Annotated in this window: 16 protein-coding genes and 2 pseudogenes; 13 read left to right on the top strand and 5 right to left on the bottom strand. The window is 58.0% G+C overall.

Annotated features, from left to right (window positions below; genetic code table 11):
* Window positions 1–29 precede the first annotated feature (29 nt).
* Complete coding sequence (locus ML_RS01415) at window positions 30–443, top strand: DUF3151 domain-containing protein (protein WP_010907648.1); 414 nt, start codon at window positions 30–32, stop codon at window positions 441–443.
* Here the strand turns inward: ML_RS01415 and ML_RS01410 are convergent.
* The 3 genes and pseudogenes from ML_RS01410 to ML_RS01400 form a co-directional block, all read right to left on the bottom strand.
* A pseudogene (locus ML_RS01410) lies at window positions 440–1,351 on the bottom strand (cation diffusion facilitator family transporter). The gene ML_RS01415 and the pseudogene ML_RS01410 overlap by 4 nt on opposite strands.
* Window positions 1,352–1,666: 315 nt before the next feature.
* On the bottom strand, window positions 1,667–1,921 hold the full coding sequence (locus ML_RS14750) for a hypothetical protein (RefSeq protein WP_049769632.1): 255 nt from the start codon (window positions 1,919–1,921) through the stop codon (window positions 1,667–1,669).
* Between the two features lie 260 nt (window positions 1,922–2,181).
* The gene (locus tag ML_RS01400; RefSeq protein WP_010907646.1) at window positions 2,182–2,871 is read right to left on the bottom strand and encodes a hypothetical protein; all 690 of its coding nucleotides are present in this window, start codon (window positions 2,869–2,871) and stop codon (window positions 2,182–2,184) included.
* A 183-nt stretch (window positions 2,872–3,054) separates the two neighbouring features.
* Between ML_RS01400 and ML_RS01395 the strand changes: the two genes are divergently transcribed.
* The 5 genes from ML_RS01395 (at window position 3,055) to ML_RS01375 (ending at window position 8,746) form a co-directional block, all read left to right on the top strand.
* Window positions 3,055–4,353 (top strand): adenylosuccinate synthase, encoded by a 1,299-nt coding sequence (locus ML_RS01395; protein ID WP_010907645.1) that lies wholly within the window; start codon window positions 3,055–3,057, stop codon window positions 4,351–4,353.
* 14 nt (window positions 4,354–4,367) lie between these two features.
* Window positions 4,368–5,006, top strand: coding sequence for a PaaI family thioesterase (locus ML_RS01390; protein WP_231846826.1), 639 nt, complete (start codon window positions 4,368–4,370; stop codon window positions 5,004–5,006).
* Between the two features lie 704 nt (window positions 5,007–5,710).
* Window positions 5,711–5,935, top strand: a complete 225-nt coding sequence (locus ML_RS01385) for a hypothetical protein (protein WP_145985162.1) — start codon at window positions 5,711–5,713, stop codon at window positions 5,933–5,935.
* A 1,090-nt stretch (window positions 5,936–7,025) separates the two neighbouring features.
* On the top strand, window positions 7,026–7,469 hold the full coding sequence (locus ML_RS01380; RefSeq protein WP_010907643.1) for a rhodanese-like domain-containing protein: 444 nt from the start codon (window positions 7,026–7,028) through the stop codon (window positions 7,467–7,469).
* A 56-nt stretch (window positions 7,470–7,525) separates the two neighbouring features.
* Window positions 7,526–8,746 carry an O-succinylhomoserine sulfhydrylase gene (locus ML_RS01375; protein WP_010907642.1) on the top strand — a complete coding sequence of 407 codons (1,221 nt, stop codon included), beginning with the start codon at window positions 7,526–7,528 and terminating at the stop codon, window positions 8,744–8,746.
* Window positions 8,747–10,377: 1,631 nt separating this feature from the next.
* Here ML_RS01375 and ML_RS18385 read toward each other — a convergent pair.
* Window positions 10,378–10,967: pseudogene (locus ML_RS18385) on the bottom strand (SDR family oxidoreductase); the annotation flags it as partial.
* A 115-nt stretch (window positions 10,968–11,082) separates the two neighbouring features.
* On the opposite strand from ML_RS18385, the gene ML_RS01370 reads away from it, so the two are divergent.
* Window positions 11,083–11,454: a DUF3054 domain-containing protein gene (locus tag ML_RS01370; RefSeq protein ID WP_010907641.1), complete on the top strand. Its 372-nt coding sequence runs from the start codon at window positions 11,083–11,085 to the stop codon at window positions 11,452–11,454.
* On the opposite strand, the gene ML_RS01365 is transcribed toward ML_RS01370, so the two are convergent.
* Window positions 11,443–12,198: an MBL fold metallo-hydrolase gene (locus ML_RS01365; RefSeq protein WP_010907640.1), complete on the bottom strand. Its 756-nt coding sequence runs from the start codon at window positions 12,196–12,198 to the stop codon at window positions 11,443–11,445. The two genes, ML_RS01370 and ML_RS01365, sit on opposite strands and share 12 nt — an antisense overlap.
* Before the next feature lie 87 nt (window positions 12,199–12,285).
* On the opposite strand from ML_RS01365, the gene fgd reads away from it, so the two are divergent.
* The 6 genes from fgd to ML_RS17175 all read left to right on the top strand — a co-directional run bounded on the left by fgd (window position 12,286) and on the right by ML_RS17175 (window position 15,207).
* The gene (gene fgd, locus ML_RS01360; protein WP_010907639.1) at window positions 12,286–13,296 is read left to right on the top strand and encodes a glucose-6-phosphate dehydrogenase (coenzyme-F420); all 1,011 of its coding nucleotides are present in this window, start codon (window positions 12,286–12,288) and stop codon (window positions 13,294–13,296) included.
* The gene (locus ML_RS01355; RefSeq protein ID WP_049769630.1) at window positions 13,256–13,828 is read left to right on the top strand and encodes a hypothetical protein; all 573 of its coding nucleotides are present in this window, start codon (window positions 13,256–13,258) and stop codon (window positions 13,826–13,828) included. The genes fgd and ML_RS01355 overlap by 41 nt, the downstream gene beginning before the upstream one ends.
* 65 nt (window positions 13,829–13,893) lie before the next feature.
* Window positions 13,894–14,088, top strand: coding sequence for a hypothetical protein (locus ML_RS01350; RefSeq protein ID WP_145985161.1), 195 nt, complete (start codon window positions 13,894–13,896; stop codon window positions 14,086–14,088).
* Window positions 14,089–14,145: 57 nt separating this feature from the next.
* The gene (locus ML_RS14735; protein ID WP_156511953.1) at window positions 14,146–14,316 is read left to right on the top strand and encodes a hypothetical protein; all 171 of its coding nucleotides are present in this window, start codon (window positions 14,146–14,148) and stop codon (window positions 14,314–14,316) included.
* The gene (locus tag ML_RS01345; protein ID WP_049769628.1) at window positions 14,300–14,605 is read left to right on the top strand and encodes a hypothetical protein; all 306 of its coding nucleotides are present in this window, start codon (window positions 14,300–14,302) and stop codon (window positions 14,603–14,605) included. Before ML_RS14735 ends, ML_RS01345 begins: the two co-directional genes overlap by 17 nt.
* Before the next feature lie 416 nt (window positions 14,606–15,021).
* Window positions 15,022–15,207: a hypothetical protein gene (locus ML_RS17175; protein ID WP_269147051.1), complete on the top strand. Its 186-nt coding sequence runs from the start codon at window positions 15,022–15,024 to the stop codon at window positions 15,205–15,207.
* The last annotated feature ends 1,874 nt before the right edge of the window (window positions 15,208–17,081 follow it).

Here is a 17,081-nt window from a genome sequence, read left to right as displayed (position 1 = left end):
CTGGCGGGGTGAACGGCAGAATGGAGACCATGACGTCAATGGGTGATCTCCTGGGGCCTGATCCGATACTGCTGCCCGATGACAGCGCCGCCGAGGTGGAACTGCGCGCAAACAAGGATCCCGGAACCGTTGCCGCCGCCCATCCTTCCGCGTCGGTGGCCTGGGCGGCACTTGCTGAGGGGGCACTGGCCGACGATAAGGCTACCACAGCTTACGCGTATGCCCGCACTGGCTACCACCGCGGTCTCGATCAGCTGCGCTGCAATGGCTGGAAAGGTTTTGGCCCGGTGCCGTATTCGCACGAGCCGAACCGCGGCTTCCTGCGCTGCGTGGCCGCGCTGGCGCGGGCCGCGAACGCCATTGGTGAGACCGACGAGTATAGACGCTGCCTGAATCTGCTTGACGATTGCGACCCCGCAGCTCGCAACGAGCTCGGGCTCTAGAAGATTTCCGAACAGTCATAGATGTCGTCGGTACATCCGATCTGGACTGTCGCGTAGGCTAGCCTTTCCCAGGACTTCGGCCAACATCGGACCCGTTCCAGAGCCGGCCCACCTCCGGATGGAGTTGCTGTTGCTGGTCAGGTGCGCGGTGGGACATATCTTCGCCGAGCGAAAGTGTTCACACGTGCAGGTCGTGCACTTCGGTGACGTCGCCTGCGTCCTAGTGCTGAACGCAGTGCCTCGACATCGATTGTGGGCCGGCGACAATTAGGAAAAGATCCGCAAGCCGCCCGGGCTAGCGAGATTGCCCGTGGCAGCACCCAGAGCGCCACCAGCACGGCGACCACCACGTCGGCGTAGGGCCAGTGCGTGGTTAGGGTGACAACACCGGCGATCAGCACACCGATGTTGCCTACGGTGTCCGCGACCGCCTCCATATAGGCACCCTTAATTGCCAGGCTGTCCTCCGCGTGCGGGCGCAACAACAGCGCTACCACGAAATTGGTGACCAGGCCGGCCAGCGCCGCCACCACTATCGGCATGCCCGGGATGTACGGGGCTTCCTTGAACCGTCGGATCGCCTCGTATAGGATGAACGTCGCGACCCCGATCAGCAGCGCGGCGTTGGCCATTGCGGTAAATACCTCGGCGCGATGCCAGCTGTAGGGGCGGTTGGGTGCTGAGTGACCATGCTTAGCCAGCACCAATGCGGCCAGCCCCATGAACACGGCAACTACGTCGGTGAGCATGTGTCCCGCATCGGCGAGCAGTGTGATCGAGTTGATCAGTAACGCTATGGTCAGCTCCACACCAAAGAACACCATCAAGATCGCTGCGGCAACGATCATGCGGCGGATCATCCGATATATGGCGGCCTCAGCGGGAGTGTAACTACCCCCAGAGCCCATGTGTGCAATATATGCGTGTTTACGCATGCATTGCAAGCGTTAGAACCAGCGGCTCCATTAAAGTGGGCAAATGCATTGTCCACGGTCACCAGCCAGTGGGTCACACCAGGCAAGTTGAAGAGCGCCAGTACACGATCCACGAAGAGAAACGTGGTTCATGCCTAGTGCCAACAAAGAGAACAGCAAAATGAACACAGCGTACTGCTTGGCAGATTTGATCTCGGGACTTAATATGCGGCTTTGAGTCGTCGTGATCTTCCAGGCCCCGGAGCCCGACGTGCGAGCCCTGGCCACCGCCGGCTACGCCACCTCTGCCTACAAGGCTGTGTGCGCAGGGTCGTAATACAACCTGATCAGCATTATCATCAGCATAGCCAACGCAAGGTTGGCCGCCGGTCCGCCAAGCTGACCAGGGTGCGGACGGGTAGGCTTCATGAACCAGGTCCGCAAGTCCACGGCTGCACCCGGCAGGACGATACTGCCCAGCACGATGAACCACATCGTCACCAGCAAGTGAGAGCGCCGGATCGCGGTAACCGCAGCAGATCCATTGTCAGGTAGCCGCTGCACTGCAATATCGTGGTTGCTGAGACGTCTTGTTTGCCGAATCGTCAAGCCTTAGGCGTGTGCCCGCATTCGTGCAGACACAGCGAAACCAACCAGTCGGCGCGATCACGAAGATAAACACTCCGGCATGTGCCAGTGGTCGCACGCTCACCCCGGCGAGCTACGACAGCACAGCTCGGCGGTGGTCCAGTCTGACCAGGGCCACAAAGATTCGGGCGAGGTCGCACCGATTTGTGCTGAACGGGAGAACTTACCAGTAGCAATTACCGGACCAGCATCCAGCCTTCGACGTTGCGGTAGAACGTCGATCGCCGCTCCCGACGGCGCGTCGGGACACCATCACGTACCACAGCGACACCGGTGCTGCCTAGCTGCACCGCTCGGCCGGTGAGCCATCGGCTCCAGATGCCTATGCCAGTTCGGGAGGTATGCAACCTGGCCCGTAAGCCCGGCATGGCCAGCGTCGGTGCGATGCGCACGCCGGCGACATCGCCGTCGAACAGCGGGATGTCATCAACTATTGCCTCACCGTGCAACGGCTGTCGGTCGACAACCGGAAGCCAGTCTGCCCTGCCTACGATCACCGACCCGGTCTCGTCGCGGATCAGCGGTACCCGCGTGGCGTAACCGCGCCGGGCGCGTCGCGCCGCTCGGCGCCCGGTCGGAAGGCGATAGACCCGAGTCGCCGCGGTGCGTTGGTGCGGTACATAAGCCACCTCAATGTCGAGCCGGTCGGCACGTAACAGCCGTCCCAGCACCGCTGCCAGGTCGCCGTCGCCGCCAACGACCACCAGTCGCCTGTACGGGCCGATCGTCGCGTCAATGGAGTCGATGTCGTCGGGACCGCCGGCCCGGTAGGTGGACAGCGCGGTTAGGGTGTTCCATCGTTGTCGGGTTCGGTCGTCGCCAAACAGCAACACCGCCACGCCGGGGGCGCTATCGGACGTGTTCAAGATACTCCTCGCAAACGGTTGTGTTCGAGCTAGAACTGCTCGGCCTCCCTACCGCCGGTACGCGGCTGGGGGTTACCCCACAGCGGGCCGAGCACGGCTCGCATCATTGCAGGGCTAAGTTGATCACCGGCTGGACCACAATAAGCAGGCGTAAACACGCGGGATTTAGGTGGGAGCAAGTCAATGCCGGCAGTCGTCCTCATCGGCGCTCAGTGGGGCGACGAGGGCAAAGGTAAGGTCACAGACCTGCTCGGCGGACGTGCCCAGTGGGTGGTGCGCTATCAGGGTGGCAATAACGCTGGGCATACCGTTGTCTTGCCTACTGGCGAGAACTTCACACTGCATCTGATCCCGTCGGGGGTGCTGACGCCGGGTGTTACCAACGTCATCGGTAACGGTGTGGTGGTGGATCCCGGAGTGCTGCTCAGCGAACTGCAAGGCCTGGAAGATCGTGGTGTCGACACCTCCCAGCTGCTGATCTCAGCCGATGCGCACCTGCTGATGCCCTACCACGTGGCCATCGACAAGGTCACCGAGCGTTACATGGGCAACAAGAAGATCGGCACTACCGGCCGCGGTATCGGGCCCTGTTACCAGGACAAGATCGCCCGCATGGGGATACGGGTCGCCGATGTCTTAGAACCTGGTGAGTTGACCCACAAGATCGAGGCTGCGCTCGAGTTCAAAAACCAGGTGTTGGTCAAGATCTACAACCGCAAGGCGTTGGACCTGGCTCAGGTTGTCGAAACGCTGCTGGAGCAGGCGCAGCAATTTCGACATCGCATCACCGACACTCGTCTGTTGCTCAACGACGCCCTCGAGGCCGGTGAGACGGTGCTGCTTGAAGGCGCACAAGGCACCCTGCTCGACGTTGATCACGGCACCTACCCGTATGTGACATCGTCGAATCCGACGGCGGGCGGTGCGGCGTTGGGCTCCGGTATCGGACCGACCCGGATCCACACTGTGCTAGGCATTCTCAAGGCCTACACTACTCGGGTGGGTTCTGGTCCTTTCCCTACCGAACTGTTCGACGAGAACGGCGAGTACTTGGCCAAGACTGGTAGCGAGATCGGCGTGACGACAGGACGACGGCGGCGTTGCGGGTGGTTCGACGCCGTGATAGCCCGCTACGCCACCCGGGTCAACGGGATCACCGACTATTTCCTGACCAAGCTTGACGTGCTGTCCAGCTTGGAAACGGTGCCGGTCTGCGTCGGCTATCAGATCGCCGGTGTGCGCACCCACGATATGCCGATAACCCAAAGCGATCTCGCCCGTGCCGAGCCGATCTATGAGGAGCTGCCGGGTTGGTGGGAAGACATCTCCGGAGCGCGGGAATTCGAGGACCTGCCCGCCAAAGCGCGTGACTACGTATTGAGACTGGAAGAACTTGCTGGAGCACAGGTTGCGTGCATAGGTGTCGGTCCGGGACGGGATCAGACCATCGTGCGATGCGATGTATTGAGGAGCCGTCGGTGACCTACTATTCTTCCCTGCGCCCAGAAGACCTACCTCCAGAACGCCCTAAACACGAACACTATAGCGGCTTTCCTGAATACGAACTGGCTAACCCTGGTGTGGGTTTTCGTCGATTCGTGGCAACTATGCGCCGCTTGCAGGACCTGGCAGTGTCCGCTGACCCCAGCGACGAGGTATGGTATGCCGCAGCCGACCGCGCCGTGGCCTTGGTCGAGTTGCTAGGCCCGTTTGCCACCGATGAAGGTAAGGCGCCGGCTGGGCGGGTGCCTGACATGCCCGGCATGGGCAGTCTGTTGCTGCCGCCCTGGACACTGACCCGATCCGGCCCCGATAGTGTTGAAATGACCGGATACTTCACTCGATTTCACGTCGGGTTCAACCACGCGGTGCACGGCGGTGTGCTACCCTTGGTGTTTGATCACTTGTTCGGCATGATCTCGTATACTGCAGGCCGCTCAATCAGCCGAACGGCTTTTCTGCACGTGGACTACCGCAAGATTACCCCAATCGATGAACCATTGGTGATGCGGGGACGGGTCACCAGGACTGAAGGTCGCAAGGCGTTTGTGTCCGCAGAACTGGTCGACGGCGACGAGATGCTGTTGGCCGAAGGCAACGGCATGATGGTGCGGTTACTCGCCGGGCAGCCCTAAGGAGGTATTTTTGGCTAACCGATTGTTGGTTCTGCGGCGGCACCACAGTGCTGGTACGTCCGACAAGGTTGGGAGGACGACGAGGGCGGCGTAGAGTTGGATATGGCTAATCCGGAGTCTGCCGAGTGGCTCCCAGGTGGGGTCGTCGGTGCAGGGGTCGATGGGGAGCAGCCCCCGGACCGCAAGGCCGGTCATGCCTCTGCCGACCAAACTGGCTAACGCGATGCCGGTATGAGGGCTGTCCGAATCATATTGCTCGATTATAGCGGGGGCAGCGCTGGGCAACATCGCCGGGATTCTGCATACCGCTGACGGAACGACCCTAGGTCTGAGGAACCAAAAGCTCGCTGACTATGGCAGCTCGACCGGCAACCGCTGTCGCCGATAGACTATATCAACGGCAGGGGATGGAGTCTTCGCGGCCAGCCATTTCATCGTTGTGTGTGGACTCCCCCTAGCTGTCCCGCCGCTTATGCCCATGCTGCCAAACGAAACAGCAACAGGTGCGTGCATCGGAAGGTTAAGATCTGAGAGAAGAGGTGTGGGCCAGCCCGGCACGGCTGCCGCGGTTTTCGGTGTCACCGCTTGGCTCAACAGCGGCGTAGCGTCGCTGGTGTACTCCGCGACAGTAGCCGTCGAAGAGCCGACGTAGCTGTCCTATTGCGCCGATGTCCTGGTCCTCCATTTCGCTGTATTGGGCTTCGATGGCTGCGATTGCCGGGGTGTTTCGGCACAGGATACAGGATATTGGTCTGGGTCAGAGAGGTCACCATGCTGCGTTTGTTGATAAGGGTACTGTCATTGTCATCGAGTGGGCTGCCTTAGGCTTTCATCGCCGCCAGGGTCTGGGAGCGGATTCCACGGCCGGGGCGGCGGTGGTTCCTGATCCACGCCACGAAGGGGCCTCCGCGGCCAACCATCGCCAGTGACGAGGGAAACTGCTATGTATTGGCTGATGAGCCCAGAAATCACTGATTCGTAAGAAGTTGCTAGTTGAGTACGGTTTCGTAGCCAGCTTCTGCCGGACTGTCGTCGTTGCGACTATCGGCTTCAAGTCGGGGCCGGAATAATTCTGGTGGACTTGATTTCCGGGGGGAACCTCATAACTCCAGCATGGCTATTTCCTACCGGCGCCAACGGCGACCGCGTTGACAGGCTTGGTGTCTGCATATGAGCCCGCGTTGCAGCCAGCATGGCCACGCGAACTGGTTGTGAATAGCGGCAGCTTGGGCTCACTCATCGCCGAACTGATGGTTGCCCAAATCCCTTGTGGCCGTTCTCAATATTTCCTGTTGTGTTGTCACTGAGGACATGGATTTCTACTTACCGAACTTTCAGATCTGCGACGAGCCTTCCTGCGGTTAGTGGGGGCTCTCGGTCCTACCCGCTGACGTCAGGTACTAGCGAAATCGGTGCTAGGAGGCCAGCCACCTGGGGAGCAATCCGATTGGGCCGGTCCGAACACCATTGAGCCGAGGAGCGATTTCACTCTTATGCGGGTTGCTTAGATAGCTTAGGTTGGGAACGCCACCAGTCCCCCGCCAAGCACCTATCCCAGAGCAACATGGATAGTTTGACTCCGCCTGCGGGGCCATTCGACCGAGCGAGAGGGTGAGTGGGGGACTGACGGGAAGTACGATCCCACTGACACACAAGCGCCCGTCGAGCTACCGCAAGGGATGAAACGACGGCGATTGTTGGTCTCTGCCAGCTCACCAACGAGCCCACTGCCGACGCCCTAACTGGTGCGCGCTTTGGGTGCCAGAAAGCGACCTTCGGATGTTCTGGCTATACGGCCAGCCATAAGTTCCAGGTCCGAGAGGGATTTATTTCGGTGTGAGCCGATCCATTAGACGCCGTATGTTTCTGGCTACCCGGGGAACCGCCACTCGGCAGGACGACGCGTCACGCCGTGGATATGCTCATTGATGGGTTTGCCTTCTCGGGATCACTGGGGGTGGTTCTCAGGCGCTGATATCAGGAATCCTTAGAAGATGGAAAGTACCAGGTAAAACACCTATGAGCACAGAAATGAACCGTCCCTATGCAGGGGATATCACCCCACTGCAGGCATGGAAGATGCTTAGTGACAACCCGCACACGGTGTTGGTCGATGTGCGCACCGACGCTGAATGGCGGTTCGTCGGGGTACCCGACACGTCAAGTCTTGGCCGCGAGGTGGTGTACATCGAATGGAACACATCTGACGGCCTGCCAAACGTGAATTTCCTCGCTGAGTTGCAGGAGCGGATCCCGCCAGCAAACGCCGAGCGGGGAGAACGCCCGGTGGTGTTCCTGTGTCGTTCGGGCCACCGTTCTATGGGCGCTGCGCAGGTCGCGACCGATGCAGGAATCTCTCCATCGTACAATATATTGGATGGTTTCGAGGGCCATCTTAATGCAGAAGGTCACCGCGGTGAAACCGGTTGGCGTGCGGTTGGGTTGCCGTGGAAGCAGCTGTGACTCGCGCCAGTGATGAGGTGGGGGCAGCTTCCGCGTGCGTTGGAGACCCGGCGCAAATGACCGACGACCGCTCTGTTCGCACGCCTAAGGCTTTGCCGGACGGCGTCACCGCGGCAACCGTGGGCGTCCGTGGTGGCCTGTTACGGTCCCGGTTCGAAGAAACCGCCGAGACGATGTACTTGACGTCTGGTTACGTCTACGAGTCAGCGGTCGTTGCAGAAAAGTCGTTCACCGGCGAGCTGGACCACTTTGTGTATTCGCGTTACGGCAACCCTACCGTGACGATGTTCGAGGAACGGTTACGCCTGATCGAGGGAGCCCCTGCGGCGTTCGTCACCGCGAGCGGCATGGCTGCGGTTTTCACTTCGCTAGGTGCGTTGTTGGCCTCCGGCGACCGGTTGGTGGCCGCGCGCAGTCTGTTTGGGTCATGTTTCGTGGTGTGCAATGAAATTCTACCGCGGTGGGGTGTCGAGACCGTCTTCGTCGACGGCGAAGACCTTGTGCAATGGGAGCAGGCGCTTTCGGTTCCAACTCAAGCGGTGTTCTTTGAGACGCCCTCGAATCCGATGCAGTCGCTGGTAGATATCGCGGCCGTGACTGAGTTGGCTCACGCGGCTGGAGCAAAAGTTGTTCTGGACAATGCCTTTGCTACACCACTACTGCAGCACGGTTTACCGCTCGGGGTTGACGTGGTAATCTATTCAGGTACTAAACACATCGACGGCCAGGGGCGGGTGTTGGGCGGTGCCATTCTGGGTGACAGGGATTACATCGACGGTCCTGTGCAAAAGCTGATGCGCCACACTGGCCCAGCAATGAGCGCTTTCAATGCCTGGATATTGCTGAAAGGTCTTGAGACACTTGCGATTAGGGTCGATCACTGTAATTCCTCGGCGCACCGTATTGCAGAGTTCTTGGAGAAGCACCCGGCGGTGAGTTGGGTGCGCTATCCATTTTTGGTGTCGCATCCGCAGTACGACCTGGCGAAGCGCCAAATGTCTGGTGGTGGAACGGTGGTGACCTTTGCGCTCAATTCTCCGGAGGACGCCGCTAAGCAACGAGCCTTCGAAGTATTGGACAGGCTGCGGCTGATCGATATTTCTAACAACTTCGGTGACGTTAAATCGCTTATTACGCACCCGGCGACTACCACTCACCGCGCGATGGGCCCGGAGGGCCGTGCTGCGATCGGGCTCGGTGACGGTGTGGTACGCATCTCCATTGGCCTCGAAGACGCCGCCGATCTGATCGCTGATATTGATCAGGCCCTGAGCTAGTAGCGCTAGCCGGATGCAGTGCGCGATTGCCGAGCAGCGGTGTAGTTTGTACGTATTCAGATTGCATCTGCAGTAGGAGATGGCGATGAAAACCGCGGCGTTCTGGGGAGAATAGTACCAGTTCTAGCTTGACGGTGGGTGGATGCTGTCCTGTCTCAACGGAAAGCGGCAATCGCCATTGATAACAATCAATATGCCGAGTGTTTACTCAGTCATGACAGCCTGGCTGTCTTCCGGTGAGGAATCCGCATTGTATCGGAATCCGGTCACGACATGCCCCGTTTGCGTTAACTCAGGGAAATAGAGCTCCTAAGACGCGTACACTCAGTGCGTTCTCGCTTGGGCCGGGAGCTGGATGGCATCCAGAACTACTCTAGTAGAACACACGTATTCGGCCAACCGCCAGGACGCTGCGACCGTTAGCCGGCGGTCGACTGTTCGGCGTGTTCAGCCTCTTCGTCGGTAGCAAGCACTCCTTTGTGTCTGCGTGTGTTTCCCCATACAGTTCATGACCAGTCTGGGCATGTAGATCTATACCATCTGGCTGGTAAGGTCGTCTGGTCACGAGTCAGACCCAAGAAGGGGGTCCCTAGGTAGACCAGGCGGCGATCCGGTTCCGATGGCCAATCAAGGTCATACGGGGGCAGCATCAGCCACGCCAACCAGGCTTGAAGCCGTGCTTATCGGCGTGAACGGAGGTGTAGATATCGTTGGGGAAGCTAGGTTGCTACCTTGGCAACGTGCAACTTTTCGTTACCGCACTGCTCAATGCCCTCGTTGCGTCGGCAGCGCAGGGTTAGCTTTCGAAGGCCTTGGCTGATTCCTGACTGTGCTGGTTCTTTCGTTCACTTTGAATGTAATGATGTTGTTCAACAACAATTTCTATCACTATACGGTTAATGTGTTGCAGCGACAGGCGGACTAATCAGATCCCCGGACAACGCCTCGACGTTTGGGAACGAACTCTTGGTGATGACCAGCATCGTGCCTCCCCATTGCCTGTTGCTCCGTCGTTAGGCCCGTGCCCCTAACTCTGCGTCGTCATCAGACTTTGAGGCGGCGGTTCTGGTGCTGGCTAACACGATCACGGTATCGGCAACCGAGCCGTTGGTGATTCACATCTTGCGACCGTTGATGCTCCAATCCAAGTCGTCGTTACCGAGTTTTCATCGCGGCTGGATCGTATCTGACGTTGGGCTCGGTCAACCCGAAGCAGCCGAGCAGTTCACCGGAAGCCAGCGCTGCTTCTGCTCTTCGGACTCATTTTCCGGATCGCTAACATCGCCAGCTAGCCTTGCACTTAGACCATTGACTAGATACTGGAGTCAGTGGTCTCCTGTTTTACACAGGCCAGGCAGTAGTGCACGGCTGAGCTACTATTATTACATTTATTACATCCGACTCCGGGGAAGTGCATGCTTAGCAGCCTGAGTCCGCTGAACTGTTTTGCAAGTTCGTGGATCGGAAGGTCATCGATTTCGAACCAGTCGGCAGTATATTGGTGACATGCTCTGTGGAAACTTTCTGCCCGCGTCGCGCACAACGATCTTATCGCTTGGCAGAGATGCATCCAGGACGAGCAGGTTATATCGGTCGAAGGCGGGCGATGCTTGTGTGCCCTCATATGGGCAGGCTGCCATTGTTAAGCCACCGCTGGCACTGATCACCTGACCGGTAATAAACGATTCAGCTTCAGACACGAAAAACACCGGGGCGTTGACCTTCTAGGTCTGGCTCAGATGTCGGAGCGGAATCGCTTTGACCCGAGTCTCTTTCAATTTCATGGGTTGTGCGTGAAACAGCGGCATGTTGGCCGGAACTGGGCACACGCATGGACCATAATCTGGCCAACGGTGTCACGATGACCCCACCCTTCGTGCCAGCGTGTGCCTCAACGTCGATAGCATGAAAGTACCGCAGCGGTGAAACGGCCCCAGGTAGTTGATTATTGCTATTTTTCCACGAATTCTGTTGTAGCGTTGATGAATTAGTTATTTCTGTCTCAACAGGTTGTGTTGATCACGGTGTTGGTTACGCCGGCCTCAGCTCGGATACGATCACGCAAGGCGGCGACTTGGTCTGGTTCGGCGATATCTATCGGCAGCGCGGTGACCGGCTGGGGTTACTGATCCGCGGTGGACGTAGATGCGGCCTCGTCGAGGTCAGTAGTCACGACCTGGCCGCCTTGTGCGGCGAACGCCAGCGCTATTGCCTTGCCGATAGCCGATCCAGCGCCGGTCGCCCCCTCAAGTCGTGCGTGCGAATCGGTGCTTCAGTGCCGACTAAATCTAGGTTCACCACCGTGGTGGGGTCAAATAGTCGCGTAGTCTTGCTGCATGCGGCTGGGGCAAGCGCTGGCATGGCTAGCTACCGACATCGTCGCTGTGTCGGTGTTCTGCGCTGTCGGGCGCTGCAGTCATGCCGAAGGCCTCACCGTCGCCGACCTCGCAGTTACTTTGTGGCCGTTTCTTACCGGAACGGCTATTGGGTGGCTGGCGTCTCGCGGCTGGCAGCGGCCCACGGCTGTTGTCCCCACCGGTGTCGTTGTCTGGTTGTGCACCGTGGTGGTCGGTGTGGCGTTGCGCAAAGCTAGCTCCGCAGGTGTGGTCGCGAATTTCATGGTGGTAGCTGCATCGACTACCGCGGCATTGTTCCTTGGTTGGCGTGCTGTCGTTGAGCTGATCTTGAGGCGTCGCTCAACGCGTTAGCGCTCCGGCTTGTTTCAACGCCGCTTCCGTGGCCTCGCGGATGGGGCCGTGCCATAGCTCGCCGTGGCCGGGCGCCAGGATGCGGGTTTCCAGCAGGCCCAGCGCGTCCAGGCTGCGCAGACACTGCTTCTGGCTATGGCTGAACACGGCCGTCAGTAGCTGCGGCCCACGGTGACGCAGCAGCGGATGGCCGGTTATAAGTGCGTCACCACTGATCAGCACGCCGTCGACGACATATGAGCAATGCCCGCCGGTGTGCCCCGGAGTGAAAATAGCCATCGGGTGACCCGGCAGCCCGGCGGCCGTCTCCGCAGTCAGCGGCTGGGCGGTCGGGATACCGCCGCGGATCAGGCCGCCACTACGAAGCACGTGACCGGACCAGATCGCCCACCGTGGCTGCCACACACGCATAGCGATATTGAGCAACGAAACCTGTTCTAAGTACTCCCGTTTGGTGTGTCCAACCTCGTCGGCATGGCAATATACTGGAGTACGGTGTTTGCTGGCGAACCAGATCGCTGAACCCATATGGTCGATGTGTGCGTGGGTCAACAGAATGGCGCGCACATCGCCGGCCTCATAGCCAAGTTGGCGCAGTGAGGCCACCACGTCATCGCGGTCGCCAGGATAGCCGGTGTCGATCAACATGACGCCAGTGTCATCGGCCACTAGTGCCCAGTTCACCGCGTCGCCGCGAGCAAAATGCACCGAATCGGTGACCTGGAAGAGAGTCGCCGCTGCCATGTCGGAGAGTCTAAGTCTGATGTGTGGAGACCTGCTGCGCCCGGCTCAGCTGCGCTTGCAATCGGCCACGAGGAGTAGAAAGAACTAATGGCTGAATTGAGACTTGGATACAAGGCGTCAGCTGAACAATTCGCACCGCGTGAACTAGTCGAACTCGGGGTTGCCGCCGAAGCTCACGGGATGGACAGCGCTACCGTCAGCGATCATTTCCAGCCGTGGCGTCACCAGGGCGGGCACGCGTCATTCTCACTGTCGTGGATGACTGCAGTTGGTGAACGCACTAACCGGATTCTGCTGGGTACCTCGGTACTTACCCCGACGTTTCGCTACAACCCTGCTGTCATAGGGCAGGCCTTCGCCACCATGGGCTGCCTCTATCCGAACCGGGTCTTTCTCGGAGTTGGCACTGGTGAGGCGCTTAACGAGGTTGCCACCGGGTATCAGGGTGCCTGGCCGGAGTTCAAGGAGCGGTTCGCCCGGCTGCGTGAATCTGTGCGGCTAATGCGGGAGCTGTGGCGCGGTGATCGTGTCGACTTCGATGGCGACTATTACCAGCTCAAAGGTGCGTCGATTTACGACGTACCCGAAGGCGGTGTGCCAATCTACATTGCCGCAGGTGGCCCGGAGGTGGCCAAATATGCCGGTCGCGCCGGCGAAGGCTTCGTCTGCACCTCTGGCAAGGGGGAGGAACTATACACTGAAAAGCTTATTCCTGCCGTCCTAGAAGGGGCAGCAGTGGCTGGCAGAGATGCTGACGACATCGACAAGATGATCGAAATCAAGATGTCCTACGACCCCGATCCCGAGCAGGCTCTGTCCAACATCCGGTTCTGGGCGCCGCTATCGCTGGCCGCCGAGCAGAAGCACAGCATTGACGACCCGATCGAGATGGAGAAGGTCGCCGACGCACTGCCGATCGAGCAGGTTGCCAAGCGCTGGATCGTGGTGTCGGATCCTGATGAAGCCGTAGCAAGGGTTGGTCAATATGTGACGTGGGGCCTCAATCATCTGGTGTTTCATGCTCCCGGTCATAACCAGCGCCGCTTCCTCGAGTTGTTTGAGAAAGATCTGGCGCCCCGGCTGCGGCGGCTGGGCTGAAGGCAGGCTGCCGCCGAATCCGGCGACCTCGATTGCCGCGCCTGAATCGGCGTCCGGCAAGGTGACGATCGCACTGGACATCCCGAGATCGGTACCCCTTGACGACCCCGAAGCCTACTTGCACACCACGATCGCTAAAGTCGGCGTGGTTTGGCCGATCACTCGGTTCAATGATATCTGTTACATTACGCTCTGGAATTACTGCTGGCTCACACCGCCCCGGGTTTGCTCTATCAACTGGTGCTTTAGTGTGACTTATCGACAGTATAACGCGATGGCCGAGGCATGCGACATCGTCGTGATTGTCGGCAACGATTACCTTGACCTGGGAGTGGGAGCTTATCCCACTGAAACTTTCGGTCAACGTTCGCATCGCGGTCAACTAGGGAGCGCCTATGCTGCTCGCGGTGAGTGCCAATGCCCGCAGCCCCGACCACCTTTCGTAGGTGTTGTCTTGTCGGTGGTGTTCCTAAGAGACTGGCCACCCCGCGTGCCCACGCCTCGATGGTGGTGGCCCACCGGTACAACTTGAGTCCGTGCGCGAGGCGTTGCGCGTGTTCGTCCCTCCCAGCTATACGCTGTCCAGCCCGGATCCTGTTGGCGACGTCGATCGTGACTGAACTGAAGATGGCCGTGACCGGGACGCCAGTCAGCGGTGACGTGTCTCTGTGGGATTGCGCGGTCACCGACATGTTGGTCGCCAGGATGCCCGCCGACCATGTGCTGGAACGGCGGTGTGATGGGATGACGGTCATTACCCCAGTGACCGCTCTGATGTGGCGCTTGCCGTAACCAGTTCCCATTCCGCCGAAAGGTTTTCTGGAGTTTTCGTGCATCATCCTAAACGGTGTGTTCGAACTGCAGCCGTCGATCGCGGCGTTGGTATCGGGGCTGCGGCTGAGGTTGCCGATCACCACCACCCTGGGTACCTACAGAACGGCCAGCGTGGCCACCTCGGCTTGCGGCAACCGTGCCAGCACAAGGTCGATCTGCACTGGAACTGATGTACCGCCACGTTGATGTTGCGGACCTGTTGACCCAGCTTGCCATCCCGATCCCGACTGCTGCCATACTGCCCATGGTCACCTATTGCTTGCAGCAACATACTCGATCGGGTGTTGACCTGCAGAACTGCAGGCTGGTGGCGGTTGGGCATCGGGTGGTGTACGTCGGCAACGAGAGTAAAGCCAGCCTCTTGTCCACGCTGCATAAGACGTCTGCGGTGCAAGAACTCGAGGTGACACGAAAGTGGCCGCACAGCATTCCGCGTATCGTGGTGTTCGCCATAGTTTTCTTTCACGATCTATAACCAGCGGCTGCAACATACGCCATTGATCGTCGGCTGGTCGAGCGATAGTAGATTCGCCGCTATGGATTTTATGGCACGTCGCATCGGTAAGTGAGCGGGCCGGCCGCCGCTTTCCTGGACAGTTCGTACCACAGTCTTAATCAGATTGTGTTGCAACTAAGTCCCGGAGCCTTGGTAGGAGGTCGCAGTCAGTAGGCTACTCGACACTTCCGTGATCCTGCCTCCGCTGGAGAGTTTGGTTATGAACACCCGCGGTGATGCATATAGCCCCCTAGCGTCATCAGCTAGTTGTGGCTCAGCGCTCAGACAGATGTCGACGAGATCGAGTCCATGCTCAATCACCAGTCGGAGCCGGCAGGTTAACCGGGAAGCGCTATTTCCTCTCCACCACAAGAGATGTATAGAATCAAGCTGCAGTGCAGCATAATTTTAGCACACGATGTGGTCATCGTAATCGGTTACCTAAGTACATCGGACCCTACCTTGCGATGCTGGGACATACTGATGCAGTGAGCTTTACCGTAGGGATCGACGAAAATAACCCGACGGTGCGTAGCGATGCGTTACTCAGCATAGCGGGACTCGACATCATGCTTGACTAGGGCTGGAATTTGATCTCAAGGCCCAAAGCTGGGGGATTGTGTGCATTTCTCAGGACAGCTCACCGATTGCTGTCCTTGTGGTGCCAACCAACGAAAAACTGGCCATCACTCGTGACTGTATGTACGTGCTCACATATACGACGAAATTCTTAATGGAAGTCTAAGCGTGTTGTCCACGTTGTTCAGCGGATACGACGTTACTTGTAAGAGTTGTCGAGTTCGGCTACTGTGCCCGACGGATTCGGTGATCTCGTCGACCAGGAGTTGCCTGGGATCGTCGTAAAATGACGAGGTACCTGTGCCAAGGTGCGTCAGTTTCCGCTCCCGGAAGGGAGATATGGGACATCGAAAAGTGCAGCACCTTCTACAGGGTTGGTGGTACCTCGTTAGGCTTGCCTACAATACCTAGTTTAGGCAGGGTATGCGCGCCCGCGCCGGTTTTGGTTAAGCGTCACGCCGGTTAGGCGGTGGGTACAGGCGTAGTGCTTGTCGGGCTGTACGCGGCATGTCTGCTGGGCATCGGCCCGGCGGTCATGGAACCACGTAAAGCGGGAAACTCACTCGTCGTAACGCCTTAACGAAGAAGTGGATAGGTGTGGATAAGTATAGTGGCTTTAGCTAATCTTAACTAGATTGTCAACGTAGGATTTTCGAGGAATTCTACGCTGGCATTCACAATTTATAATAAGCAAAGTATCGCCTTTTCCTACTATCTAAGTGGACAACTTCTTGTTGGCAAAGATTGATATGTTATTTTTCATATTCGTGAAAGGCTGGAGTATGGAGTGTGGTAACAGGGACTTCGGTGTCTGATTTTGACTATTGAACAGAATTATTGAACAGAATTGATGAAGTTTCGAGTACGGCTGACATTACCTAAAGCCATACTGTTCAATGCAATTCGATAATACTGTTATCCTTATCTTCCAGCTTAGCGATATCGGTGAATCGTCGGCTCAAACCATTTAAGCAGTGCTTGGCGTAGCGTGTTACCGACACGGATCCACACACCACGCCGGAAGCATTGGTTCTTATTCTTAGGAGAAACATGTCAGAGAAGCCCTCATCTTTTGTGACGAGCACGGCGTCGTACTGGATGGCATAGCGTCAGATGTCCGATCTGATGCATCGCCCAGTCTGATTTCCTTCACATGCCCGGAGACGTGATAAGCGTCTGAACTAACGTTGGCGGAAACTGCGTATCGATCAGAAACGCACAGACTACGACGGGATCCGGATCGCGTGATCGGCTTGCGCTGTCGCGTAATATTTCTAAAGTATTCCTTGATGTCGTCAGCGGTTAGGTAGGGATAATCTCTACCTCGGATTTTCCTTCATAATGACTGGACATTCGTAAATAGTCTTTCGATCGACAACAATGCATTCAAGCAGGACATGCACCATGTATACTGTCAGCTACGTTGTAGGACAGAAACAAAAGTATAGAGGTATGAGATTTTCTCCACGATCAGTCGCCTAGGAATGCACGCGGGCCAGCGACTGGAGCGCGCCACTCAACGCCAGATACCGTTTCCAGCCTCAGTATTTCATGATTCTGGGGTTCTGGTGGGGTGTAATGCACGTAAGTGACTGTCTTTCCTGACCACGTTGACCGCAGAGCACCGAGACCGCATAACGTAGCGCTCTCTCGGGGTTGAATTGTACTTTGTGTGCATGTTCTGTTGTGGGGGTGGAGTAAAGGGTGGCGGTGTGTTGCAGTGTTGTGAGTTGATGTGATCGATCGTTAACCGTTCGTTTGGGTTGGGTGGGGGTGGGGATCGTGCGTGAGATCACCAGCAAGGGTGGGGCCCGCGTGTTTGCGGGTTGCTTTGGGGGTTGCACTGATTCGACACCAACTATGCTGGCTAAGACGC

Source organism: Mycobacterium leprae TN (genome assembly GCF_000195855.1).
Lineage (GTDB): Bacteria > Actinomycetota > Actinomycetes > Mycobacteriales > Mycobacteriaceae > Mycobacterium > Mycobacterium leprae.
Note: the sequence above shows the minus strand (reverse complement) of the source record. Positions and strands in the feature narration are given on the sequence as shown.